Source organism: Aurantiacibacter flavus, from assembly GCF_039710615.1.
GTDB lineage: Bacteria > Pseudomonadota > Alphaproteobacteria > Sphingomonadales > Sphingomonadaceae > Alteraurantiacibacter > Alteraurantiacibacter flavus.
In genome coordinates, this window is sequence record NZ_JBDLBR010000002.1 from 1 (window position 1) to 22,216 (window position 22,216).

Here is a 22,216-nt window from a genome sequence, read left to right on the forward strand (position 1 = left end):
CCCGCCCAACCACCCGATATTGTAACCGTAAGCTATCGGGTGGTTGGGCGGGGGCGCGGGCTGGCACCGCCAATCAAAATACGCGTCGCCTTTGCCAGCGGCTTATCGCAAGGGCAATGGGGATGACGCCGTGCAGCGCTTGTAAGCGCGCGCATTTGGCCGCATAGCATGCCCATGCGTGAGTGGGCGGAGTTTACGATTGAGGAGGCAGGTGGGCGCCTGACCGTCGTGATCAGCGGGCCTCTGCGCGTATCCTCGATCGGCAAGCTCGATCCGCAGTTGCGCGCCATAGAAGATCCGGTGCAGACCGTGGACCTCAGCGAGGTGACCGAAGTCGATACGGTCGGCGCGTGGGTGGTGCAGCGCTTTGTCGACGCGCATAACGCCTCGGTTGTCGGCGCCAGCGAGCAGGCAGACGTGCTGATGGAATCGGTGCGCGAGGCGCAGTCCACCGCCGATGTGAAGCCGCCGCAACTGCCGTTCTTTACCCGCGTGCCCGAATTTACCGGCGAGAAGGTCGTCCACTGGTTCCAGGGCGTCGTTGCCGTGCTCGGTTTTCTTGGTGCGGTGATTGGTGCCCTGTTCGGCTCGATCCGCCACCCGCGCCGCTTCCGCGTGAAAGCGCTGGTGCGGCAGATGGAGCTGGTGGGCGTATCCAGCCTGCCGATCATCGGCCTGATGAGCTTCCTGATCGGCATCGTGATCGCGCAGCAGGGCGCGGTTCAGTTGCAGCAGTTTGGCGCCGAAACGCTGACGGTGAATCTCGTTGGCCGCATCACCATGCGCGAACTGGGCGTGCTGATGACCGCGATCATGGTCGCAGGCCGTTCGGGCAGCGCCTTTGCCGCGCAGATCGGCACCATGAAGCTGACCGAGGAAGTGGACGCGATGCGCACCATCGGCGTCTCCCCGGTCGAGGCGCTGGTGCTGCCGCGCATCCTTGCCGCCGTGCTGATGATGCCGCTGCTGGGCTTCTTTGCCAGCGTGGTGGCGATTATCGGCGGTGCGGTGATCGGCGATGTCATGCTGGACATTCCGTTCCTCACTTTCCTCGCCCGCATTCAGGAAGTGGTGCCGCTGCACGATTTCTATGTCGGTATGATCAAGGCTCCGGTGTTCGGGCTGATCGTGGCCATATCGGGCTGCCATCAGGGCATGCTGGTGAAGGGCAATGCCGAGGAAGTGGGCCTGCGCACCACCCAGGCCGTGGTGCAGGCGATCTTCATGGTGATCGTGCTCGATGCGTTTTTTGCGGTGTTCTTCACCGAGATCGGCTGGGGATGAGCGAAGACGAAACCGCCACCCCGGCTCCTGCCGAAGCGGAGGACATCCCCGAAACCGAGCGGTTTGAGGGCGAGTATCCGATCCGCATTCGCGGCTTGCGCAATGCCTTCGGCGATCAGGTGGTCCACGAGGACCTCGACCTCGACGTGCGGCGCGGCGAGATCCTCGGCGTAGTCGGCGGCTCGGGCACCGGCAAGAGCGTGCTGATGCGTTCGATCATCGGCCTCCAGATCCCGACCGAAGGCACGATCGAGGTGTTCGGCCACGATATCACCAGTGCCGAGCCGGACGAGGTGATCGGCGTGCGCAACCGCTGGGGCGTGCTGTTTCAGGGCGGGGCGCTGTTCTCCACCCTCACGGTGGCCGAAAACGTGCAGGTGCCGCTCAAGCAGTTCTATCCCGAGCTGAGCCAGGAGCTGCTCGACGAGATTGCGCGTTACAAGGTCGTGTTCACCGGCCTGCCCGAGACCGCGACCAGTAAGTATCCCTCGGAGCTTTCGGGCGGGATGCGCAAGCGCGCCGGGCTTGCCCGTGCCCTGGCGATTGACCCGGAATTGCTGTTCCTCGACGAGCCGACCGCAGGGCTTGACCCGATCGGCGCGGCCAAGTTCGACGATCTGACGCGCGAGCTGACCAATCGGCTGGGGCTGACGGTGTTCCTGATCACCCACGATCTCGATACGCTCTACGCAATCTGCGACCGGGTGGCGGTACTGGCCGATCACAAGGTGGTGGCGGTGGGCACGATCCCCGAGTTGCTCGAAAGCGGGCACCCGTGGATCGAGGAATACTTCAAGGGCCCGCGCGCCCGCGCTGCGCAGAGCACCAAAGAGGCGGCGCAGGCAAAGGGAACCGCAGGCGCGGGGAAACATTTGGACAACACGGACCCGCAGGGTTCATAGGGGCGGGCAATGGAAACAAGAGCCAATCACGTCTGGGTCGGTATAGTCACGCTGCTTTTGCTGGCGGCGGCGGCGGTCTTCTTCGTCTGGCTCGCCCGGTTAGATCAGGCCGATCAGAAAGAATACGACATCTTCTTCGGACAGTCGGTCGGCGGCGTGGCGAAGGGATCGACGGTCACCTATTCTGGCGTGCCCGTGGGCCAGGTGGCGGACATTTCGATCTGGGACAAGGATCCCGAATTCGTGAAGGTCCGCATCAACGTGCAGGGCCAGACGCCCATCCTCGTCGGCACCACGGCCACCGTCTCGGCCAGCTTCACCGGCGTTTCGAACATCAGCCTCGATGGCGGTCGTTCGAACCAGCCGTCGATTTCCTGCGAGACCACCGATTGCCCCGAAGGCGTGCCGGTGATCCCGCCCGCGCCCGGTGCGCTCGGCGAAATCCTCACCAGCGCGCCGCTGCTGCTCGAACGGCTGGCGACGCTGACCGACCGCCTCAGCCGCGTGCTTGATGACGACAATCAGGAATCGATCGCCGGCATCCTAGCGAATACGAACAAGATCAGCGCCGACTTCGCCGAGACCGCGCCCGAAGTGCAGGTCGCCATGGGCGAATTGCAAGGCACGCTGGCGCAGTCGACCCGCACGCTCGCGGCCTTTGAAAGCACGCTCAACACCGCGAACAGCATGATGGGCGAAGAGGGTGAAGCACTGGCAGGCGAACTGCGCACCACCTTGCGCAGCGCGAAGGGCGCGGCGGACCAGCTGCAGGCCACGCTCGCCAATGTCGAGCCGGTGACCAACCAGTTGCAGCGCGACACCCTGCCGGCGGCCAATGCCACCTTGCAGGATATCCGCCGCACCAGCGAGAGCCTGCGCAATCTCACCGAGCGGCTCGAAAACAATGGCGCGGGCGCGCTGGTGGGTGGGACCAAGCTGCCGGATTACGAACCATGAGAGACCCTGTGATGAGCAACCGGGCGAAGAGCCACAGTCTTGCGATGACCCGGCGGTTTTCCGCACTTCTGGCCGCCGTAGCGGGCGCCGCGCTGCTGAGCGGCTGCATCAGCTTTGGCGAAGATCCGCCCGAGCAGCTGCTGACGCTGACTCCGCAAAGCCGGATCGAGGCAGGTGCGGACCGCGAAGGCAGCATCGGCGCGTCGCTGGCGGTGATGGAGCCGACCACTTCGCAGCGCCTCAATGTTAACCGGGTGCCAGTCAGCACGACTGACAGCTCGCTCGCATACCTACAAAACGCCTTCTGGGTGGAAAAGCCTGCCAAGCTGTTCCGCAGCGTGCTGGCCGAAACGATCCGGTCGGGTGGTAAGCGCTTCGTCGTCGATGGCGGCGACATTGTCTATGCCGCGCCCGTTCAGCTAACCGGTGAGCTGGTCGAAATGGGCTATGATGCGCCGAGCGGCTCGGCCGTCGTTGTGTTCGATGCGATGCTGATGGACGCCAGCGGCGCGCTGCGCACGCAGCGGTTCGAGCAACGCGTGAATGGTGTGCGGGCCGAGGCGCGCGATGTAGGACGCGCGCTTAACGAAGCGGCCAATGCCGTGGCCGCGGACGTTGCGGAGTGGGTGGGCTGAGGCCGAGGAGCGCGAGCCCTAATCCTCGGAGCGCTTCGCGGCATCCGCTCAGCCTGAGCTTGTCGAAGGCCACGCGCTAGTCAGGCCATTTGCCTGCCCTTTGACAGGCTCAGGGCGAGCGGGCCTTGGTGAAGTGGTCAGCCCCGCACCGCCGCAGCAAACTCAGCCGCGCGCAAAAAGGCCTCGAGCCGCAGGGCGCGCACCTTTTCGGCCTCAAAATCGCTGCCCCATAGCTCGGCCTGCCAGTCTTCCTCGGCATTGGCGGCGGTGAACAGCCGTTCGGCTTCGGCCTCGTGCTCGATCACCGCCAGCGCCGTGATTAGCGAGGCGGCGAGCGAGGCGAGGGTGAGCAGGGCGGCAAGGGTGAAGTCGCTCTCTCGCTCCAGCCGTATGCGCAGCGCGGCCATGGTGGCTTCGGGTTGCGCGCGGTGAATGATCCCGCTGATCCGCTCGAACCGCGCCGCGTGGCGTTCCTCGCAGGCCGCCACGAGCGGCTCCCACAACGCGTCCTGCCGTTCGAACAGCGCTTCGCCCGGTTCGGCGCGGTAACACAGGGTGTCGGTCTCGGCGTAGGCGAGCAGCTTGGCCACGGTCGCTGCGCGGTCGCTCGCCACCGAGTCGAGCGCGAGATCGGCCAAGTCACGGAACACGAAGCTCTTGGGGTCGATCTTCTCGCCTTGCGCGGCCCATTCGCCCGCCAGCAGCTGCGCCGCAGCTTCGGTGGGCACGATCTGCTGGCCGCCGCCCTGCGTCTTTAAGCCACGCCCATCAAGCTGCACCTGCCAGCCGCCGTCGACACGGGCAGTGCTAACATCCTTGTAAAACCGCTTCATTCGTCGGGCGACTTCCAGCGCTTTGCGAGCATGATCGGCATCACGAAGAATTCGAACAAGCCGAAGATCAGCAAGCCATAGCCGAGTGCAGGTGGCCCGGCGATTGCGCCGCCGATAATCACCAGCCCGCCCACGGCGAGCAGCACGCCGCCAAGGCGCATCAGTTGCAGCATGATCCAGCGCCCCTGAGCTGGGTCGGGCGCGGGATCGGCTTCGGGCTGTTCGCTCATCCGATCAACTCTTCCAGTTCGGCCATGCTGGTGGCAACAGCGTCGGCTCCCGCGTTGCGCAGTTCGTCGGCCTCGTGATAGCCCCAGTCGACCCCGATGCCCCGCACCTGGACCGCGCGTGCCATCACGATATCGTAGACCGTATCGCCGATCATCACCGTGTTTTCGGGCGCGGCAAGGCAATCGTCCATCGCTGCCTGCAACATGGCGGGATTGGGCTTCGAAGGGTGGCGGTCCGCGGTGTGAAGCGGGCCGAACAGGTGGGCGAGGTTGTTGGTGGCGAGTGTGCTGGCCAGCCCCCGGTCGGATTTGCCGGTGGCGACGCCAAGGGTCCAGCCCTTGGCGTGAAGCCGTTCGAGCAGCGCGGGAATGCCGTCGTAAAGCGGTTCCTTGAGCGATCCATCCTCGCGCATGGCACGAAAGGCGCTCTTGTAGCTTTCCACGAGGTCGCGCACGGCGTCGTCATCGGCCTGCGGAGCGAGCTCGCGCATGGCCTGCGGCAGGCTCAGCCCGACGATGCGGCGCACTGTGTGGTGATCGGGGGCGGCGAGGCCTTGTTCGGCAAAGGCGCTGTCCATCGCGCGCACGACACCGGCCTGTCCGTCCGACAGGGTGCCGTCGCAGTCGAATACGGCAAGGCGGACGGTCATGCGGAGCGCTCCTGCTTGTGGTTCACGCGGAGACGCGGAGACGCGGAGGAGGAAAATGTCCTTCGCGCCGTAGGCGCTTTCCTTCCCGAGTGCTCACACAAGCACAGAAGCACGGAGGAATAGTCCTTCTTCTCTGTGCCTCTGTGCCTCTGTGCGCGCATGAAAATAGCTGCGCCTGCGGCGCGGACTGGAGCCAGATTCTCCGCGTCTCCGCGCCTCCGCGTGAATCCCATCATCGTTTCGGTCGCCCCTTCGGGGCAGGCTTGCCGACCGGCGCGGAGCGGCGCCCGCGGCGTTCGCCCTTGCGCGCCTTGCGATATTGCTTGGCGTGCTGGCGCGCGGCCTGCTTCTTTTCTGCAGCGCTGCGCTCGGGCGGCGGGGCGGCGACCGGGGCCGCCTCGCTCAGCGACAGGTCGAAGCCCAGTTGCTCCATCGAGCCGGCAAAGTGCTCGGGCAGATCGGCCGTCACATCGAGTTTCTCGCCGCCCGGAGCATCGATGATCAGGCGGCGCGCGTGCAGGTGCATTTTGCGGCTGACGCTACCGGTGAGGAACGCATCCTGCCCGCCATACTTGCCGTCGCCCACGATCGGGTGGCCGATCGCCGCCATATGCACGCGCAGCTGGTGGGTGCGCCCGGTGAACGGCTGCAGCTCGACCCACGCCGCGGCATTGCCTGCGCGTTCGACCACGCGGTAGACCGTCTTGGCGGGCTGGCCGTTCTCCTCGTCGATGTGCATCTTCTCACCGCCCGAGCCGGGCTGCTTGGCGAGCGGGGCCTCGATCGTGCCTTCGAACACCTCGGGCACGCCGACCACCAGTGCCCAGTAGATCTTCTTTGCGCTGCGGCCCGAAAACCGCTTGGAGAAGAACGCCGCGCTTCCCGGTGTGCGCGCCACCAGCAGGACGCCCGAGGTATCCTTGTCGAGCCGGTGGACGAGGCGGGGGCGGGGCTGCTCGCCCTCGATGTAGGCATCGAGCAGGCCATCGACGTGGTGGTGAGTCTTGGTGCCGCCTTGCGTGGCGAGGCCCGGCGGCTTGTTCAGCACCAGCGCGGCCTTGCTGCGGTGGATCAGCATGTCTTCGGCTGCGTGGCGTTCGGCCTCGCTCAGCTCGCGCTTCTGGCGCTGGGTGCGCGGGGCATCCTCGCCGCCGGGCGGCACGCGCAGCACCTGGCCCGTGGCGAGGCGATCTTCGGGCTTGGCGCGCTTGCCGTCGACGCGCAGCTGCCCGGTGCGCGCCCAGCGCGACACGGTGCCGAAGCCGACCTGCGGCAGGTGCCGCTTGAACCAGCGGTCAAGCCGGACGCCGTCGTCATCCTCGGCAATGGTAAACTGGCGAACACTGTCCGCCGACTGGTTCGTACTCATCCAAACAACCGCATTACGATAAGGCCTATATAAAGTCCCGCCAGCCCCGCCATGATCGATACCGAGCCGTAGACAAAGGCGAGTGCATTGTCGCCCCGGTCCATCAGCAGCATCATTTCGAGGCTGAACGAGCTGAACGTGGTGAACCCTCCGAGCAGGCCGACGCCGACCAGCAGCCGCACCTGTTCGCCGCCGTCGCGCAGGTCCGGCCCGTGGCGGGCCAGCCATCCGGCCAGCACACCCATGGCCAGGCTGCCGATGACATTGACCATCAGCGTGGCCCATGGGAAGCCGACCATGGTCTGCGGCCCGGCCAGATGGGTAAGGGCGCGGCCCATCTGATAGCGCAGCAGCGCGCCGATGCCGCCGCCGAGGGCTACCGACAGTGAGGCATAGAGCGGCGGAGGGGTGGAGATCATCGCATGCCCTTAGCGACAGATCGCCCCCGCGTCATCCCGCCGTGCGCGCAAAGTGCCCGAGGCAATCACGGTACGAATCCTTGCCAAGCCTGCGATTTTGAATTAATGGCCGCCCCAGAAAGCCGATCCCGCAAGGATTCGGCGCTTATTTCATTGGGTTTTCTGACTGGTGTCGCCCGCGCCTTTCGCTTCGCGGGGCGGCGCCTTTGTTGAAACATATTTTGTAAGGTGGTTCAGGTTTATGCAAATCGTCGTCCGCGATAACAATGTCGAACAGGCCCTTCGTGCCCTGAAGAAGAAGCTTCAGCGGGAAGGTGTTTATCGCGAGATGAAGCTGCGTCGCCACTACGAAAAGCCGAGCGAAAAGCGCGCCCGCGAAAAGGCCGCCGCCGTGCGCCGCGCCCGCAAGATGGAGCGCAAGCGTTCGGAGCGTGACGGTTCGCGCTAAGCGCTGAACAAGCTTTACGTTTGAGAGAGCGGGTCGGTTTCGGCCCGCTTTTTCTTTGGCGGAAGCCAATGCGGCGTGGCCCGGAACCGCTTGAACATGTCATGCCGCTGGGCCAAAGGGGCGTGGAGCTGAACCTTGCGCGCCCTTTTGCTTTTGAGGACACCCGATTCATGACCGAAGTCACCCGCGTTCCGCTGCAGCCGATTGCCAAGGGCTCGCTGACCAAGCTTTGGCTCGGCGTCGCCGCTGCCATCGCGCTGGGCGCCGGGGTGGCCTGGGCCGCCATGCCCGCAGGCGTTTCGATCGAGACGGTGACCGAGGGCAGCGGCGAGAGCCCCGGGCCGACCGACGTGGTGTTCGTCAAATATACCGGCAAGCTGGCCGACGGCACCGTGTTCGACCAGTCGCAGCCCGCAGCATGGCCGGTGCCCGGCATCCTGCCCGATGGCGCGCCGATGGCGCTCGATCAGGTGATCCCCGGCTTCCGCGATGCGATGGTGCAGATGCAGAAGGGCGGCAAGTACACGGTCGAGATCCCGTCGGACATGGCCTATGGCGCATCGCCGCCTCCCGGCGCGCCGATCCCGCCCAATGCCGATCTCGTGTTCGATGTCGAGATGGTCGACTTCATGACCCGCGAAGAAGCCGAGGCGCGTTACAACCGCATGATGCAGGCGATGCAGCAGCAAATGCCGGCGATGGGGCCGGAGGGCGCGATGCCTGCGCCTGAAGCTGCGCCGCAGTAAAACGCACGGGCGGGAGGCGAGCCAGATGGACGACGCAGCCCACCACGTTGATGCCGGTTTGATCGAGGACCGGGGGCTGATCGAGGACTGGCCCGCGCGACCATGGTTGCTCGGCGCATTGGGCGCGCTCGCTGGCCTGCTCATTCATCTGGTCGTCGGCGATGCGTCGCCTGAGGATTCGCTCAGGGCAGCTGCTGTGGCGCTGATCGTGTTCTTCGCGCTCGCCGCCGCGTTTACCCTGCGCGAGAAAAAGCTGGCCGAGCCGCTGATCTTTTCCGCGCTGCTCGGGCTCGTGATGGGCGGTATCGCCTGGCAGGTGGTCGCCGCCGACGGGCACCGCGCGGGTACCGAATTCGCCTTTGCCGCCGGATGCTTTTTCGCGCTGCTGGCGCTGCCGCTGTTTCAGGCGGATTTTCACCGCACGAGGCTGGCGACCGATTATCGCGCGACCCATTTCCATGTCTGGGCCGATGCGGTGAGCGGTGGCGGCGCGCTGGCCTTTGTCGGCCTCTCGTGGCTGGCGCTGTTGCTGCTCGATGGCTTGTTCGGCCTGATCGGAATCGATGCGATTGGCGACCTGATGGAAGAGCGCGCCTTCGGCCTCGCATGGAGCGGCGGCACGTTCGGCGCTGGCCTCGGCGTGATTCGCAACAATCTGAAAGTGATCGGCGCGCTGCAGAACGTGGTGATGATCGTCTTTGCGATCCTCGCCGTGCCCTTTGGGGCGGCGCTGCTGGTGTTCCTCGTGATTCTGCTCGCCTCAGGCGGCAAGGCGTTGTGGGAGGCGACCGATTCGGCAACCCCGATCCTGCTCGCCTGTGCGGCAGGCAGCTTCATCCTCGCCAATGCGATTATCCGTGACTCGGACGAGGACCGCTCGCCCAGCCGGATCATGCAGATCGCGGCGGCGGTGCTGGCGGGGGTGATTCTGCCGCTGTCGGTGTTCGCGGCAATTTCGCTGGGTGTCCGCATCGACCAGCATGGCCTTTCGCCGGAGCGCATCTGGGCGGTGATCGCGGTGGCGGTGGCCTGCGCCTATGGCCTTGCGTGCTGGGTAGCGCTGATCCGTGGGCGCAAGGCTATGTGGAGCGCAAGGATGCGCGATGCGAACCTCCACCTTGCAGCGGGGGTTTGCGTGGTGGCGCTGGTGCTGGCGCTGCCCTTGTGGGATTTCGGTGCGGTGTCGGCCCGAAATCAGGTTGCGCGGCTGGATGCAGGCGAGGTTAAGCCGGAAGACTTCGACTTTTCGGCGCTGCGCTGGGATTTTGGCGATGCCGGGCGCGCGGAGCTGGCGAAACTGGCCAAGGGCGAGGGCGAAGTGGCGAAGCTAGCCATAGCCGCGCAAGAGCAGAGCGAGCGGCCCTGGCGCAGGTTTGAAACGGCCTCCAGTGCGGAGCGGATCGGCAACCTCGTTCTCCGGTCGGCCGATCCCGATATGCGCGCGGCTTTCGAGCACCTCTTGCAAGAGCAGAGGTGGCGTTGCGCAAGTGCTTGTTTCGCAATCGAGATCGGTCGCTTCCCTTCAGGCGCGAGGCATGTCGCCTTGGTGGAGGCCTCCAATGTGGAGCACTTCCGCCTTTCGCGGCAGGAATTGACGCAGTTTGATGCGAGAGTTCGCGGTTATGGCGCGGTAGAAGTTGATCAGTTCAGCAAGGGTGCTCAAGTAGAGGTTCGCGATATCGCTGTGCGGCAGGTTGAAGTTGATGGAAAGGCAGTTGGGTTGCCCTTCGTGGTGGATCCGGAAGAGCCATCTACCCAGACAGGCGAAGAGAACCTTCTGATCACTGTCACGACAACCGAATAGCTTGAAGGCGGCCAGCCCCGGCGCTAACGCACCTCACATGTCCGTAACCCGTGAACAGGTGGCGAAAATCGCCTCGCTTGCCCGCATCAAGGTGGACGAGGGCGACCTCGACCACTTCGTGCCCGAATTCAACGCGATCCTCGGCTTTGTCGAGCAACTGGGCGAGGTCGATACCTCGACCGTTGAACCGATGACCGCCGTGATCCCGCAAAAGCTGCGCCTGCGTGACGACGTGATCGACGCCGATCCGCTCACCGGCGGCGGCAAGCAGGCCGAGGTGCTGGCCAATGCGCCGGTGGCCGAGCACGGCTTTTTCGGTGTGCCCAAGGTGATCGAGTGATTGTCTATCCCCGCAATCCTTCCCCGCTCATCCTGAGCTTGTCGAAGGATTGCCCTTGTTCTTCCAGCGCTGCTCCTGAAGAAAAGCAGTGCTTCGACAAGCTCAGCACGAGCGGAGAAATGTGTGTCTGACCTGACCAACCTTGGCGTTAAAGCCATCCGCGACGGCGTTGCCGCCGGGGACTTCACCGCGCGCGAAGTGGCCGAGGCGTTCAACGCCAATGTCGCCGCTGCCGCTGATCTCAACGCCTTTATCGTCACCACGCCCGAGCACGCGCTCGCCGCTGCTAATGCGGTGGATGCTAAGCGCGCCGCGGGCGAGGAACTGGGTGCGATGGCAGGCGTGCCGATCGGCATGAAGGACCTGTTTGCGACGCGCGGCGTGCAGACCACCGCCGCCAGCGCGATCCTCGAAGGCTTCAAGCCCGAATACGAAAGCACCGTCAGCCAGAAGCTGTGGGACGCGGGCGCGGGCATGCTCGGCAAGCTCAACCTCGACCAGTTCGCGATGGGCTCCTCGAACGAGACCAGCCACTTCGGCAATGTCGCCAACCCGTGGAAGGCCAACGATGGCGGCAACGCGGTGCTCGCACCGGGCGGTTCGTCGGGCGGTTCCTCGGCGGCGGTTGCGGCGCGGCTCGCCCCTGCGGCGACCGGCACCGACACCGGCGGCTCGATCCGCCAGCCTGCCGCCTTCACCGGCATTTCGGGCATCAAGCCGACCTATGGCCGCTGCTCGCGCTGGGGCATCGTGGCCTTTGCCTCCTCGCTCGATCAGGCCGGGCCGATGGCGCGCTCGGTTGAGGATTGCGCGGTGATGCTCGGCGCGATGGCCGGGTTCGATCCGAAGGATTCGACCAGCCTCGATGCGCCGGTGCCCGACTGGGCCGGAGCACTCAACGCCGATCTGCGCGGCAAGAAAGTCGGTATCCCCAAGGAATACCGCATGGACGGCACCGACGCCGAAATCCTCGCCAGCTGGGACGACGGCATCGCCTGGCTGAAGGACGCGGGCGCCGAGGTGGTCGACGTGAGCCTGCCGCACACCAAATATGCGCTGCCGGCCTACTATATCGTCGCGCCTGCCGAGGCATCGAGCAATCTCGCGCGCTATGACGGTGTGCGCTACGGCCTGCGCGACCTGCCAGAGGGCGCTGGCCTGCAGGACATGTATGCCGCCACCCGCGCCGCCGGGTTCGGCCCGGAGGTGAAGCGCCGTATCATGCTCGGCACTTATGTGCTGTCGGCGGGGTTCTACGACGCCTACTACACGCAGGCGATGAAGGTGCGCACGCTGATCCAGCGCGACTTCGACGAGGCCTTTGCCGAGTGCGACGTGATCCTCGCCCCGACCACGCCGACCGCCGCCTTCCCGCTCGGCGACAAGCTCGACGATCCGCTGGCGATGTATCTGAACGACGTGTTCTCGGTCCCCGCTTCGCTCGCTGGCCTGCCCGCGATGAGCGTGCCCTCGCGGCTGAACGCCAAGGGCTTGCCGCTTGGTCTGCAACTGGTCGGCAAGGCGATGGACGAGCAGATGGTGCTCAACGCAGGGCTGGCAATCGAACAGCGTAGCGGCTTCGAAGCTGCGCCGGAGAAGTGGTGGTAGGTATGCTGGAGGCGCTTCCGCTCATCGCGATGGTTATCGTGGCGTTCTGGGTTCCTGCCTACCTCGCGCGCCGTATCAAGCATGGCGAGGCGCGCTTCGACGAAAACGGAAAGATTATCGACGATGAGTAATTATCGCATTGAAGGCGCAACCGGAACCTGGGAGGTCGTGATCGGCCTTGAGGTCCACGCGCAGGTCACCAGCAACGCCAAGCTGTTCTCGGGAGCCTCCACCGCCTTCGGGGCCGAGCCCAATTCGCAGGTCAGCCTCGTCGACGCGGCCATGCCCGGCATGTTGCCCGTGCCCAACCGCGAGTGCATCCGGCAGGCCGTGCGCACCGGCATGGCGATTGAAGCGCAGATCAACGCGTGGTCGCGTTTTGACCGGAAGAACTACTTCTACGCCGATCTCCCGCAGGGCTACCAGATCAGCCAGCTTTACCACCCGCTGGTGGGCGAGGGGCAGCTGCTGATCGAGGCCGATGAAAAGGCCGGCATTCCTGAAGACAAGATGATCCGCATCGAGCGCATCCATGTCGAGCAGGACGCGGGCAAGCTGATGCACGACCAGCATCCGACCATGTCCTATGTCGACCTCAACCGCACGGGCGTGGCGCTGATGGAGATCGTCAGCCGCCCGGACATGACCTCGCCCGCCGAGGCCGGGGCCTATATCCGCAAGTTGCGCGCGATCCTGCGTTATGTCGGCTCGTGCGACGGGAACATGGAAGAAGGCTCGATGCGCGCCGACGTCAACGTTTCGGTGCGCAAGGTGGGTGACACCGAACTCGGCACCCGCACCGAAACCAAGAACGTCAACTCGGTCCGCTTCGTGATGCAGGCGATCGAACACGAGGTGCAGCGCCAGATCGACGTGATCGAGGATGGTGGCCAGATCGTGCAGGAAACCCGTCTGTTCGACCCGAATACCGGCACCACGCGCTCGATGCGGAGCAAGGAAGACGCGCACGACTATCGCTACTTCCCCGATCCCGACCTGCTGCCGCTCGAACTCGATCAGGTCTTCCTCGACGAGTGCCGCGCCAGCCTTCCCGAACTGCCCGACGCCAAGCGCGCCCGCTACACCGGCGAGCTGGGGCTGACCGACTACAACGCCCGCGAACTGACCGCCGAGGTCGAGACCTTCGCCCGCTTCGAAACGCTGCTGGCCGAGACCGCCAAGGCGCTCGGCAAGCCCGAGGCCAAGGTGGCGACGCCGGTGGCGAACTGGTCGCTGTCGGTCGCGCCGGGCGTCATCAAGGCGCTGGGTGACGAGGGCGACATGGCCAACGCCACGCCGGCGCGTCAGGCCGCGATCCTCAAGATGCAGGACGCGGGCGAGATCAGCGGGGGGCAGGCGAAGGAAATCTTCGAGATCGTGCTCAAGACCGGCCGCGAGCCCGACGAGATCGCAGACAGCGAAGGCCTAAAGCAGGTCAGCGACACCGGTGCCATCGAAGAGGCAATTGCCGCGATCATGGCCGCCAACGAGGACAAGGTCGCCGAATATCGCGGCGGCAAGGACAAGTTGTTCGGCTTCTTCGTCGGCCAGACGATGAAGGCGATGCAGGGCAAGGCCAACCCGGCGGTGGTGAACCAGCTGCTGAAGGACAAATTGGGCTAGGCGAGGGCGGGCCGGTCAGCCAATGACCTCTATCGTCCTCGTCCACCCGGAAATCCCCGGCAACACCGGCGCGGTCGGGCGCACCTGCGTGGCGCTGGACCTTGAGCTGGTGCTGATCCATCCGCTCGGCTTCACCATCACCGATACGCGCCTGAAGCGGGCGGGGCTTGATTACTGGCGCCACATCCGGCTGGCCGAATTCGCCAGTTGGGAAGAGTTCCTTGCCCAGCGCGCGCCGCGCGAGGACCAGCTCTACCTGTTCGAGGAATATGCCCCGCGCAGCTTCTACGAGCCCGCCTACCCGGACGACGCCTATCTGGCGTTCGGCTGCGAGACCAAGGGGCTGCCCGAGGCAATCGCAACGACGCACCGGGCGCAGATGGTGAACCTGCCGATGCGCAGCGACAAGGTGCGCTCGCTCAACCTCGCGAATACGGTTGCGGCGGCCGCCTATCAGGCTGTGCGCGGGCAGTTCACTGGCTGAACTAGGGTCTGCTGATATTGCCCTGATCCGCCTTACGCCCCTCCCCTCGGGAAGGGGCTTGCGGGTTGGGGGCTCAACGCTATCCCAACCCTTCCCCACAGGGGAAGGGCTTTGCGAGTCGACGCTATTTCATCCCGCTCTAGGCGATCTTCCGTCCAGTCAGCGACATTGTCCCGAAAATCCCGGCGCGCACGGTGCCTTCCACCGTGTCGCCGCTCACCACGGCCTCGCAATCGAGGCCCATCGGCATTGGCGAGGACATGCGCATCGACCAGCTGAGCGTGTCGCCAACGATGGTCCCGTCTTCCACTTCGATATGGCCGAGCGAGCCCTCGATCGTGCCGGTGAAGGCTGTGCCGCTGGCATCGGGCACCACGGTCATGGTGCCCGACTGCGCGCCCATTGGGGTGTTCACGGCGAATTCGTAAGTTCCGGCGACTGACATTGCCTGTGGTCCTTGTTTCTAGAGTACCTCGGCGTCCAGCCAGGTCACGTCCATGCCGAGCTGTTCGAGCTGCGGCGCTACGGTCTCGCGGTCGCCCACCACCACGATGGTGAGGTTGTCGGGCACGAGATATTCGGCTGCGGCGGCGTTCAGCGCGTCTGCGTCCATTGCGCGGTAGATCTCCGGCAACTGCGCCTGATAGCGAATATCCCGCCCGAAAAGGCGGTTGCTGACCAGCGCGCCGAGAACCTGTCCGTTCGTCTCGAAGCGGTTGGGCAGATTGCGCACATTGCCATCAGTCACGCGTTGCAATTCGACCGGATCGACTGGTGCCGTGGCGGGATAGGCCTTGAGCTGGTCGACGATGGCGACGATCGAATCGCCCGTTCGGTCGGCCTGAACCTGCGTGGCAATGGAGAAGCGGCGCTGACCCGTGGCGGCGGGGATGCCCGAGCGAATGCCATAGGTCCAGCCCTTGGTCTCGCGCAGGTCAGAGTTCAGCCGCGAGAGGAACCCGCCGCCGAGCACCTCGTTGGCGGTTTCGATCACCTCAATGCCTTCCGGCTCCCCCACAAGCGGGGTGAGGCGGCCCAGCATCAGGTAGCTCGACGGCGAATTGGGCCGGTCAACGCCGACGATCTGTGCGCGCGGCGCCGGCCCGGGCGCGGCGAGGTAACGGATCGGCGGAACACTTGTCAGTGGCTGCCAGTCGCCGAACCCGGCTTCGAGCGCGGCGACCAGCTCTGCCATCGACACGTCGCCCACCGCAGTGATCTGCGCGAGGTCGGGGCGCAGCCAGCGGTCATGCTCGGCCTTGAGCGCCGCCGGCGTCAGCGCGGAAACCACCGCCGGATCGCCCGAAGACGACGCATGGGCATAGGGGTGCTCTTCGCCGTAGATCAGCGGCATGAAGGCCTTGCTCGCGAGGCTGCCGGGCGAGGCCAGCTCCTGCGCGATTTCGGCCAATCGCTGTTCCTTCACGCGGGCGACATCCTCAGCCCGGAAGGCGGGGTTAAGCGTGACATCGGCCATCAACTCCACGGAAGGGGCGAGGTTGCTGGTGAGCGTGGTGAGGGTGACCTGCGATGTTTCGACCCCCGCACCGGCGCTCAGCGAGCTGCCCAGCTCTTCGAGCGCGATGGCGATATCGAGCGCGCTGCGACTGGTGGTGCCCTCAGTCAGCAGGTCCATCATCGTTTCGTGGCGGCCTGCGGAGTCGACCGGGTCCACCACGGAGCCCGCCGCGAAGGTCAGCGTCATGCTCACCATGGGCACGGCATCGCGGCGCGCGAGCACGACCTCGATTCCGTTCGAGAGCGTGGCGCGCTCGACTTGCGGGAAGGTCAGTTCGTCCACCGGCAGCACGGGCGGAGCCTCGCGCGGCGGGGCCGTGCGGGTGACTTCGACCGGCGCGCGGGCATCGGGGGCTGGCGGAGGATAGAGATCTTCATCGCCCCAGCCGCCCATGGTCGCGCCATCGAGCTTGCGCTCGCCAGGGACAATCGACAGCGTATAGGCCGGGCGCGAGAGCCAGCGTTGCAGCGCACCCTGCACCTGTGCAGGGGTCAGCGCGGCAATCGCTTCCAGCTCTTTGCGGTAATGCTCGGCATCGCCGGTGTAGAGTTCTCCCTCAGCCAGCACCATGCCCTTGCCGCCAAACCCGCCGACGCGCTCCAGCCCGCCCACCGTGGAGGCGATGAGCGAAGTCTGCGCGCGCTCCAGCTCGGCGGCGGTGGGGCCTTCGGCGATTAGCCGCTCGGTTTCGGCCACCAGCTTCGCCTCGGCCGCTTCGCGTTCCACGCCGTCCTTCACCTCGACCATGGTGACGAGCCGACTCATCTCCTCAAAACCTAGCGCATAGGCCGAGACCGTGGTGGCGATCTCGTCGCCGCGCACCATCGCGTTGTCGAGGCGCGAGGAGGCGAGCCCGCCGAGGATGTGCATCCCTACCGCGACGGGAATCGCATCGGGATCGGTCATCTCGGGGCCGGTCCAGCTGCGGTAGATCTGCGTTGCCGGAACCTGATCGGTCACCACCCGCTCGACCGGGGCGGCCAGCGTTACCGGGCCGCCGGGCGCTTCGGCCACTTCCGGTCCGCGCGGGATATCGCCGAACCAGCGTTCGACCATCGGCCGCGCGGTGGCGGCGTCGATATCTCCTGCCAGCACCAGCACCACGTTGTTGGGCCCGTAGTTGTCGCGGAACCATTTCTGCACGTCGGTGAGGCTGGCGGCTTCCAGATCGGCCATCGAGCCGATGGTATCATGGCGATAGGGGTGGCCGACCGGCAGCAGGCCCTCGGCCATCAGGTAGTCGAGCAGGCCATAAGGCTGGTTGTCGTTCTGGCGCTTCTCGTTCTGCACTACCATGCGCTGGTTATCGAGCTTCTCCTGCGTCACCGCGCCGAGCAGATAGCCCATGCGGTCGCTCTCCATGAACAGCGCCAGATCGAGCGCGCCGGTGGGTACGGTTTCGACGTAGTTGGTGCGGTCGTACCAGGTCGAGCCGTTGGTGGAGGTCGAGCCTGCCGCCTCGAGAGGGATATCGAAATTCTCGACGTTTTCGCTGCCGCCGAACATCAGGTGTTCGAACAGGTGGGCAAAGCCGGTGCGCCCGCGCGGTTCATGCCGCGAGCCGACGCGGTAATAGACGGTGACGCCGACAATCGGGGCCTTGCGGTCGGTATGGACCAACGTGGTTAGCCCGTTTTCGAGCGTAAAGCGCTCGTAAGGGATCTGCACCTCGTCGACGAGGGCGGTGAGCGAGCTGTCGCTCGGCGTGGCGGGCGCGGTGGTCTCTGCCAGCGGAGCGGGCGATTGCGCCGTGGCGCAGGCGGCCAGCGCGAAGGGGGCGAGAAAAGCGAACGGCAGGCTGCGCCGGAAGACAGTTTTCATGCGAAACCAATAGCAGGCTTTTTCTTGTATGCCAGAGCGTTTGGCCGGGTGTTTGGGGCGCCCAAAGAGCGTTACAGCCGCCGCAACAAAGGCTCTCCCAACCGGATCGTCCGCCCCGTCTCCAGCCCCGCCACCGGAGCCCAGGCAGAAGGCGCGAACACCACAATGGTGCTGCCATGTTCGAACCAGCCCATCTCCTCGCCCTTGGCAAAGGCGTGGTCCAGCGGCTCGGTGCGCGCGCCGCCCCGCCGGATCGAGAAGCTCTCGTCGAGCCACGGCAGCCGGATCGAGGCCACCAGTACCGCCGCCACCGGCACCAGCACCATGCGCTCTCCGGTCGTCTTCATCCGCACGGTGATCGGGGCGCGCTCGTTGCGGCAGAACAATCGCTCGATCCGGGCGAGGGTGGGCGGGTTCACGTTCCAGGTGTCGCCCGAGATGTAGCGCAGCTGCTCGGCCACCACATCGTGCGGGGCGTGGAAGCGGTGGTACATCCCCGCCGTCAGCCGCAGGGTGACATACCAGCCGCCTTCGAACGCCGCTGCCTCGTCGGTTGAGCCGAACAGATCGGCGACCGGGTAGGGCATACCTTTCACCTGCAAGGCCATGCCGCGCTCCACCCGCCCGAATGCGCCGACAATGGCGTCGCACGGGCTGGTCAGCGTGGCCGGCTCGGGGTCGATTGGACGCGCGCCGTCTTTCAGCTGGCGGATGAACGCCTCATGGAGGCTGGCGAAGCGCGTCTCCTTGCTGTCGGACATATCGACCGCGCAAAACAGCTTCCACAGTGCAATCGACAGGCTCCGCACCGGGGCGAACTCGATCTTGCTGAACCAGCCCATGAACCGCGTCAGCACGTGACGCGGGATTCGGTTGGTCAGCAGGAAATTGACATATCCCTGACTCATAAAAGTCCGATTGTAGCGAGCGACCCCATCGGGATTCGCCTTAAGACCACGAATAAGGAACGCGTATGACAATCGCCCCATGGCTTGCTGGTGCCGCCGCTGCCGCTGTGCTCGCGGTAAAGCTGCCCAAGCGGCTGCAACTGAGCCGCGCCAAGCACAAGGGGCTGGTCGGTCACGTGCGCCTGGCGAAGCGGATGAGCCGCCTGCTGCCGTTCTACGATTTCGACCGCGACCAGTTCTTCGCCGCCGATGGCGCGCCCGCCGATGTGGCGGCACGGCGCGAGGCGGGCTTTGCGCGGCTTGCGGCGCTCTATGCCGAGCGCTTCCCCAAAAGCGCGGCGGCCTCGGCAGAAATGCGCGATAGCATCCCCGATATCGCCTTTACCGGCACCTACCGGGTGCCGTTCCCATTCAGCCGCGTGGTGCGCGAGGCCTTATCCTCGGGCAACTTCTATGCCGCCAGCGACGGTGTCATGCTGACCGACCTCGACGGCAACCGGTTTTACGACCTCACCGGCTCCTATGGCGTGAACCTGCTCGGCACCGATGCCTACAAAGAGTTCATGCGGCGCGGCGAGGAGACGGTGGCGGCGCTCGGCCCGGTGCTGGGCGGCTTGCACCCGGTGGTGGCCGAGAATGTGAAGCGGCTGAAGGCGATCAGTGGGCTCGATGCGGTGAGCTTCCACATGTCGGGCACCGAGGCGGTGATGCAGGCGGTGCGGCTGGCGCAGTATCACACCGGGCGGCAGCGGATCGTGCGTTTTGCGGGGAGCTACAACGGCTGGTGGGGCGATGTGCAGCCGGGGGTGGGCAATCCCGTTTCGGCTGACCGCACGCTGACTTTGGCCGACATGAGCGAGGCGACGCTCAAGGTACTGGCGAGCCGCAAGGACATTGCCTGCGTGCTGGTCAACCCGTTGCAGGCGATGCACCCGAACGCGAACGCTGCGGGCGATAGTGCGCTGGTGGATTCGAGCCGCGGCGTGCGGGTGGATCGTGCCGCTTATTCGGCATGGCTGGCGCGGCTGCGTGAGGTCTGCACGAAGGCGGGCGTGGTGCTGATTATCGACGAGGTGTTCACCGGCTTCCGTCTTTCGAAGCACGGCGCGAGCGAATATTTCGGCGTGCAGGGCGATCTGGTGACTTACGGCAAAACGCTGGGCGGCGGCTATCCGGTGGGAGTGCTGTGCGGGCGCGCCGACCTGATGAAGCGCTATCGCGAGGACCGTCCCGCCGACATCTGCTTCGCGCGCGGCACCTTCAACTCGCACCCCAGCGTGATGGGGGCGATGGACCAGTTTTTGCGGTGGCACGCCAGCGCCGAGGCCGATGCGGCTTACGAGGGCGTGGACGAGAAGTGGAATGCGCGCGCTGAGGCGCTCAATGCGCGATTGGAGGCTGAGGGTTTAAGCCCGCGCGTGGGCAATCTCGGCACGGTGTGGAGCACGTTTTACACCAGGCCCTCGCGCTATAACTGGATGTTCCAGTTCTATCTGCGCGCCGAGTGTCTTGCGACCGGCTGGACCGGGTCGGGGCGGTTCATCTTCTCCTTTGCCTATGGCGATGCGGAGTTCGCCGAAGTGGCGGAGCGCTATGTTGCCGCGGCACGGGCGTTCGAGATGGATGGCTGGGCGTGGAGCGGTGAGGGGGTGACAAACAAGGACCTGAAGCGGCAGATTTTGCGTGAGAGCTTGCGGGCGAAGTTTGGAAGAAGCTGAGTGGGCATGGGGCTGGTGCCAGTGCGTGGCCTTCGACAAGCTCAGGCAGAGCGGGTGTTATATTGCCCCCATCCGCTCAGCCTGAGCTTGTCGAAGGCCGCACGCCAAGGCTAACCCAAAGCGGTGTCCTTCTACGCCTATCTCCTGCGCTGCAACGATGGCTCTTACTACGCCGGCCACACCGACGATCTTGAACTGCGCATGGCACAACATGCGAGTGGTGCACTTGGCGGGTACACCGCCAAGCGGCTGCCGGTGGTGCTGGTCTGGTCGGAAAGCTTCCCAACCCGCGACGAAGCTTTTTCCGCCGAGCGCCGGATCAAAGGTTGGGGCAGGGCCAAGAAGGAAGCGCTGATCGCGGGAGACTGGGAACTGCTCTCCCAACTTGCGCGCAATCGGCAGGGGTTTGGGGCCAAGGACAGCGCGTGGCCTTCGACAGGCTCAGGCTGAGCGGATGCGGTGAACGGGCCGCCCGAAAAAAAGCCGGAGCGCCCCTCAGCGCCCCGGCCCCCCAATTCTCAAGCGTAGCGCTGAAAAATCACCCCCGCGACGGCCGCCAGGCCACCGCCGCCTTCGCGCACTCAGCCGGCGCTTTCATGTAGAGTTTGAAGTCGGTGAAGGGGTCGGTGATGATCTTCGTCACCCACACGATGCCGGTCTCTACGTCGCGGATGACAAACAGCTGCACCATGCGGAACAGCATCGCGCCCACGCCAAGGCCCAGCCAGATCATGCCCAGATTCTCGAAGAACATCCGCGCCGTGGTGAAGGGCTCGGAAAACAGGCCGAAGAACGTGGGGTTCAGATAGAGCACCAGCGGCGAAATCGCCCACAGGCCCATCAGGATCACCTTGCGGAACAGGTTGTAGCCAACCTTGATCTCTTCCTTGTGCTCGTGCGTCGCGTCGTTGACGTGGTCATAGCCCTTCGGCTCGAAGAAGAAGTGCCCGGCCTGCCGACTTACCATCGCGAAACCCCATGCGAGCAGAGCGGCCAGCCAGGGGTAGTTCCACAGCAGCACGTAGCTCAGCAGGAAGGTGCAGGCGCTGAAGAAGTGCAGCGCCTGATTGATGATCGACTGGTGATAGTAGCGGTGGTCATCCCAGCGCTGTTCGCGCAGTTGTTCGCGAAAACCGGTCATTGCATGCACTCCGTCCGAATATCCGTGTCCAAGTTATGACAAGGAGATTTTAAGTCATTCCGCTAGTTTGCGGTATCTCAGCATCGAAAAGTGTCCAAGAGGTGGCAATGCTGTGTTCTCTACCAGCTCGACACGTCCGTTTATCTTAGCCCAATTATCATAACGAGTATAAGGAAATTCTGTCCTAAACCCCAGCTTCGTGGTGAGCGGCATCAGGAATTTCTCTATCCGCCCGCGCAGGCCGAGGTTCGCGCCGATGCGGGTCGTGATGATGATCTCGCCGCCGGGCTTCGCCACGCGCACGAATTCGTCGAGCGCCGCCTCGGGGTGCGGGCAAGAGGTGATGATGTACTGCGCCATCACCACTTCGAAGCTGTTGTCCTCGAAGCGCATGGCCTCGGCGTCCATCACCTGGATATCCTCGACATTGTCGAGCCCGAGCCGCGCCTTGCGGGCGCGTGCCTTGTCGAGCATCGCATCGGACAGGTCGACCGCGACCAGCCGCGTGCTGCGCTGGTATTGCGGCAGCGAAATGCCCGTGCCCACGCCGACTTCCAGTACGCGCCCGCCCTTGGGCAGCGCGGCCTCGGCGGCGCGGATCGCGTCCGAGCGGCCTTCGGTGAAGACCTTGCCGAACACCATGTCATATACCGGTGCCCAGCGATCGTAGGCGGCGGTGACCGATCCGGTCTGAAGGTCTGCGCGTTGTGCTCTGCTAGCCATAAGGGCGCGCTATGCGGGCCTTTCGTTTCAGCCGGGAGACAGATGTGTGACCAT

The 22,216-nt window shown here is 65.1% G+C and carries 24 protein-coding genes; 14 read left to right on the plus strand and 10 right to left on the minus strand.

What is annotated here, in order from left to right:
* The first annotated feature begins 174 nt into the window (after positions 1-174).
* Genes ABDJ38_RS04695 through ABDJ38_RS04710 form a run of 4 tightly spaced genes read left to right on the plus strand, consistent with a single transcriptional unit; the run spans position 175 to position 3,778 of the window.
* Positions 175-1,284, plus strand: a complete 1,110-nt coding sequence (locus tag ABDJ38_RS04695; RefSeq protein ID WP_346783926.1) for an ABC transporter permease — start codon at positions 175-177, stop codon at positions 1,282-1,284.
* Entirely contained in the window at positions 1,281-2,186 is a 906-nt protein-coding gene (locus ABDJ38_RS04700; RefSeq protein WP_346783927.1) for an ABC transporter ATP-binding protein, read from the plus strand. Before ABDJ38_RS04695 ends, ABDJ38_RS04700 begins: the two co-directional genes overlap by 4 nt.
* Before the next feature lie 9 nt (positions 2,187-2,195).
* Positions 2,196-3,143 (plus strand): MlaD family protein, encoded by a 948-nt coding sequence (locus tag ABDJ38_RS04705; protein ID WP_346783928.1) that lies wholly within the window; start codon positions 2,196-2,198, stop codon positions 3,141-3,143.
* A gap of 11 nt (positions 3,144-3,154) precedes the next feature.
* A complete protein-coding gene (locus ABDJ38_RS04710) occupies positions 3,155-3,778 on the plus strand; it encodes an ABC-type transport auxiliary lipoprotein family protein (RefSeq protein WP_346783929.1) in 624 nt (207 codons plus the stop codon).
* Positions 3,779-3,915: 137 nt separating this feature from the next.
* Here the strand turns inward: ABDJ38_RS04710 and ABDJ38_RS04715 are convergent, their stop codons facing one another.
* From ABDJ38_RS04715 to crcB, 5 genes are all read right to left on the minus strand, one after another.
* Positions 3,916-4,611 (minus strand): ATP12 family chaperone protein, encoded by a 696-nt coding sequence (locus ABDJ38_RS04715; RefSeq protein WP_346783930.1) that lies wholly within the window; start codon positions 4,609-4,611, stop codon positions 3,916-3,918.
* Positions 4,608-4,841: a hypothetical protein gene (locus ABDJ38_RS04720; RefSeq protein WP_346783931.1), complete on the minus strand. Its 234-nt coding sequence runs from the start codon at positions 4,839-4,841 to the stop codon at positions 4,608-4,610. Before ABDJ38_RS04720 ends, ABDJ38_RS04715 begins: the two co-directional genes overlap by 4 nt.
* Positions 4,838-5,491, minus strand: a complete 654-nt coding sequence (locus ABDJ38_RS04725; protein ID WP_346783932.1) for an HAD-IA family hydrolase — start codon at positions 5,489-5,491, stop codon at positions 4,838-4,840. Before ABDJ38_RS04725 ends, ABDJ38_RS04720 begins: the two co-directional genes overlap by 4 nt.
* 232 nt (positions 5,492-5,723) lie before the next feature.
* Entirely contained in the window at positions 5,724-6,860 is a 1,137-nt protein-coding gene (locus tag ABDJ38_RS04730) for an RluA family pseudouridine synthase (RefSeq protein WP_346783933.1), read from the minus strand.
* The gene (gene crcB, locus ABDJ38_RS04735) at positions 6,857-7,279 is read right to left on the minus strand and encodes a fluoride efflux transporter CrcB (protein WP_346783934.1); all 423 of its coding nucleotides are present in this window, start codon (positions 7,277-7,279) and stop codon (positions 6,857-6,859) included. Before crcB ends, ABDJ38_RS04730 begins: the two co-directional genes overlap by 4 nt.
* A gap of 241 nt (positions 7,280-7,520) precedes the next feature.
* Here crcB and rpsU point away from each other — a divergent pair, with 241 nt between their 5' ends.
* From rpsU to ABDJ38_RS04775, 8 genes are all read left to right on the plus strand, one after another.
* Entirely contained in the window at positions 7,521-7,727 is a 207-nt protein-coding gene (rpsU, locus tag ABDJ38_RS04740; protein ID WP_137681054.1) for a 30S ribosomal protein S21, read from the plus strand.
* A 170-nt stretch (positions 7,728-7,897) separates the two neighbouring features.
* Positions 7,898-8,473, plus strand: a complete 576-nt coding sequence (locus tag ABDJ38_RS04745) for an FKBP-type peptidyl-prolyl cis-trans isomerase (RefSeq protein WP_346783935.1) — start codon at positions 7,898-7,900, stop codon at positions 8,471-8,473.
* Between the two features lie 25 nt (positions 8,474-8,498).
* The gene (locus ABDJ38_RS04750) at positions 8,499-10,277 is read left to right on the plus strand and encodes a DUF4153 domain-containing protein (RefSeq protein ID WP_346783936.1); all 1,779 of its coding nucleotides are present in this window, start codon (positions 8,499-8,501) and stop codon (positions 10,275-10,277) included.
* 37 nt (positions 10,278-10,314) lie between these two features.
* Entirely contained in the window at positions 10,315-10,617 is a 303-nt protein-coding gene (gene gatC / locus ABDJ38_RS04755) for an Asp-tRNA(Asn)/Glu-tRNA(Gln) amidotransferase subunit GatC (RefSeq protein ID WP_346783937.1), read from the plus strand.
* Positions 10,618-10,740: 123 nt separating this feature from the next.
* Positions 10,741-12,225 carry an Asp-tRNA(Asn)/Glu-tRNA(Gln) amidotransferase subunit GatA gene (gatA, locus tag ABDJ38_RS04760; RefSeq protein WP_346783938.1) on the plus strand — a complete coding sequence of 495 codons (1,485 nt, stop codon included), beginning with the start codon at positions 10,741-10,743 and terminating at the stop codon, positions 12,223-12,225.
* 2 nt (positions 12,226-12,227) lie between these two features.
* Entirely contained in the window at positions 12,228-12,356 is a 129-nt protein-coding gene (locus ABDJ38_RS04765) for a hypothetical protein (RefSeq protein ID WP_346783939.1), read from the plus strand.
* Entirely contained in the window at positions 12,349-13,848 is a 1,500-nt protein-coding gene (gene gatB / locus ABDJ38_RS04770; RefSeq protein ID WP_346783940.1) for an Asp-tRNA(Asn)/Glu-tRNA(Gln) amidotransferase subunit GatB, read from the plus strand. Before ABDJ38_RS04765 ends, gatB begins: the two co-directional genes overlap by 8 nt.
* A 22-nt stretch (positions 13,849-13,870) precedes the next feature.
* Entirely contained in the window at positions 13,871-14,332 is a 462-nt protein-coding gene (locus ABDJ38_RS04775) for a tRNA (cytidine(34)-2'-O)-methyltransferase (RefSeq protein ID WP_346783941.1), read from the plus strand.
* A gap of 139 nt (positions 14,333-14,471) precedes the next feature.
* On the opposite strand, the gene ABDJ38_RS04780 is transcribed toward ABDJ38_RS04775, so the two are convergent.
* From ABDJ38_RS04780 to asd, 3 genes are all read right to left on the minus strand, one after another.
* Positions 14,472-14,777, minus strand: coding sequence for a hypothetical protein (locus ABDJ38_RS04780; RefSeq protein ID WP_346783942.1), 306 nt, complete (start codon positions 14,775-14,777; stop codon positions 14,472-14,474).
* Between the two features lie 18 nt (positions 14,778-14,795).
* Positions 14,796-17,672: a M16 family metallopeptidase gene (locus tag ABDJ38_RS04785; protein WP_346783943.1), complete on the minus strand. Its 2,877-nt coding sequence runs from the start codon at positions 17,670-17,672 to the stop codon at positions 14,796-14,798.
* 71 nt (positions 17,673-17,743) lie between these two features.
* Entirely contained in the window at positions 17,744-18,580 is an 837-nt protein-coding gene (asd, locus tag ABDJ38_RS04790; RefSeq protein ID WP_346783944.1) for an archaetidylserine decarboxylase, read from the minus strand.
* Positions 18,581-18,645: 65 nt separating this feature from the next.
* Here asd and ABDJ38_RS04795 point away from each other — a divergent pair, with 65 nt between their 5' ends.
* Together ABDJ38_RS04795 and ABDJ38_RS04800 are read left to right on the plus strand one after the other, a co-directional pair.
* Positions 18,646-20,298, plus strand: coding sequence for an aminotransferase class III-fold pyridoxal phosphate-dependent enzyme (locus ABDJ38_RS04795; protein ID WP_346783945.1), 1,653 nt, complete (start codon positions 18,646-18,648; stop codon positions 20,296-20,298).
* A gap of 123 nt (positions 20,299-20,421) precedes the next feature.
* A complete protein-coding gene (locus ABDJ38_RS04800; protein ID WP_346783946.1) occupies positions 20,422-20,748 on the plus strand; it encodes a GIY-YIG nuclease family protein in 327 nt (108 codons plus the stop codon).
* A gap of 88 nt (positions 20,749-20,836) precedes the next feature.
* On the opposite strand, the gene ABDJ38_RS04805 is transcribed toward ABDJ38_RS04800, so the two are convergent.
* Together ABDJ38_RS04805 and ABDJ38_RS04810 are read right to left on the minus strand one after the other, a co-directional pair.
* On the minus strand, positions 20,837-21,439 hold the full coding sequence (locus ABDJ38_RS04805; protein WP_346783947.1) for a DUF962 domain-containing protein: 603 nt from the start codon (positions 21,437-21,439) through the stop codon (positions 20,837-20,839).
* Positions 21,440-21,493: 54 nt separating this feature from the next.
* Positions 21,494-22,162 (minus strand): class I SAM-dependent methyltransferase, encoded by a 669-nt coding sequence (locus ABDJ38_RS04810; protein WP_346783948.1) that lies wholly within the window; start codon positions 22,160-22,162, stop codon positions 21,494-21,496.
* Between the last annotated feature and the right edge of the window lie 54 nt (positions 22,163-22,216).

Coding starts and splice junctions, on each gene's coding strand:
- ABDJ38_RS04695 (WP_346783926.1), top strand. CDS start 175: ATGCGTGAGTGGGCGGAGTTTACGATTGAGGAGGCAGGTGGGCGCCTG.
- ABDJ38_RS04700 (WP_346783927.1), top strand. CDS start 1,281: ATGAGCGAAGACGAAACCGCCACCCCGGCTCCTGCCGAAGCGGAGGAC.
- ABDJ38_RS04705 (WP_346783928.1), top strand. CDS start 2,196: ATGGAAACAAGAGCCAATCACGTCTGGGTCGGTATAGTCACGCTGCTT.
- ABDJ38_RS04710 (WP_346783929.1), top strand. CDS start 3,155: ATGAGCAACCGGGCGAAGAGCCACAGTCTTGCGATGACCCGGCGGTTT.
- ABDJ38_RS04715 (WP_346783930.1), bottom strand. CDS start 4,611: ATGAAGCGGTTTTACAAGGATGTTAGCACTGCCCGTGTCGACGGCGGC.
- ABDJ38_RS04720 (WP_346783931.1), bottom strand. CDS start 4,841: ATGAGCGAACAGCCCGAAGCCGATCCCGCGCCCGACCCAGCTCAGGGG.
- ABDJ38_RS04725 (WP_346783932.1), bottom strand. CDS start 5,491: ATGACCGTCCGCCTTGCCGTATTCGACTGCGACGGCACCCTGTCGGAC.
- ABDJ38_RS04730 (WP_346783933.1), bottom strand. CDS start 6,860: ATGAGTACGAACCAGTCGGCGGACAGTGTTCGCCAGTTTACCATTGCC.
- crcB (WP_346783934.1), bottom strand. CDS start 7,279: ATGATCTCCACCCCTCCGCCGCTCTATGCCTCACTGTCGGTAGCCCTC.
- rpsU (WP_137681054.1), top strand. CDS start 7,521: ATGCAAATCGTCGTCCGCGATAACAATGTCGAACAGGCCCTTCGTGCC.
- ABDJ38_RS04745 (WP_346783935.1), top strand. CDS start 7,898: ATGACCGAAGTCACCCGCGTTCCGCTGCAGCCGATTGCCAAGGGCTCG.
- ABDJ38_RS04750 (WP_346783936.1), top strand. CDS start 8,499: ATGGACGACGCAGCCCACCACGTTGATGCCGGTTTGATCGAGGACCGG.
- gatC (WP_346783937.1), top strand. CDS start 10,315: ATGTCCGTAACCCGTGAACAGGTGGCGAAAATCGCCTCGCTTGCCCGC.
- ABDJ38_RS04765 (WP_346783939.1), top strand. CDS start 12,228: ATGCTGGAGGCGCTTCCGCTCATCGCGATGGTTATCGTGGCGTTCTGG.
- gatB (WP_346783940.1), top strand. CDS start 12,349: ATGAGTAATTATCGCATTGAAGGCGCAACCGGAACCTGGGAGGTCGTG.
- ABDJ38_RS04775 (WP_346783941.1), top strand. CDS start 13,871: ATGACCTCTATCGTCCTCGTCCACCCGGAAATCCCCGGCAACACCGGC.
- ABDJ38_RS04780 (WP_346783942.1), bottom strand. CDS start 14,777: ATGTCAGTCGCCGGAACTTACGAATTCGCCGTGAACACCCCAATGGGC.
- ABDJ38_RS04785 (WP_346783943.1), bottom strand. CDS start 17,672: ATGAAAACTGTCTTCCGGCGCAGCCTGCCGTTCGCTTTTCTCGCCCCC.
- asd (WP_346783944.1), bottom strand. CDS start 18,580: ATGAGTCAGGGATATGTCAATTTCCTGCTGACCAACCGAATCCCGCGT.
- ABDJ38_RS04795 (WP_346783945.1), top strand. CDS start 18,646: ATGACAATCGCCCCATGGCTTGCTGGTGCCGCCGCTGCCGCTGTGCTC.
- ABDJ38_RS04805 (WP_346783947.1), bottom strand. CDS start 21,439: ATGACCGGTTTTCGCGAACAACTGCGCGAACAGCGCTGGGATGACCAC.
- ABDJ38_RS04810 (WP_346783948.1), bottom strand. CDS start 22,162: ATGGCTAGCAGAGCACAACGCGCAGACCTTCAGACCGGATCGGTCACC.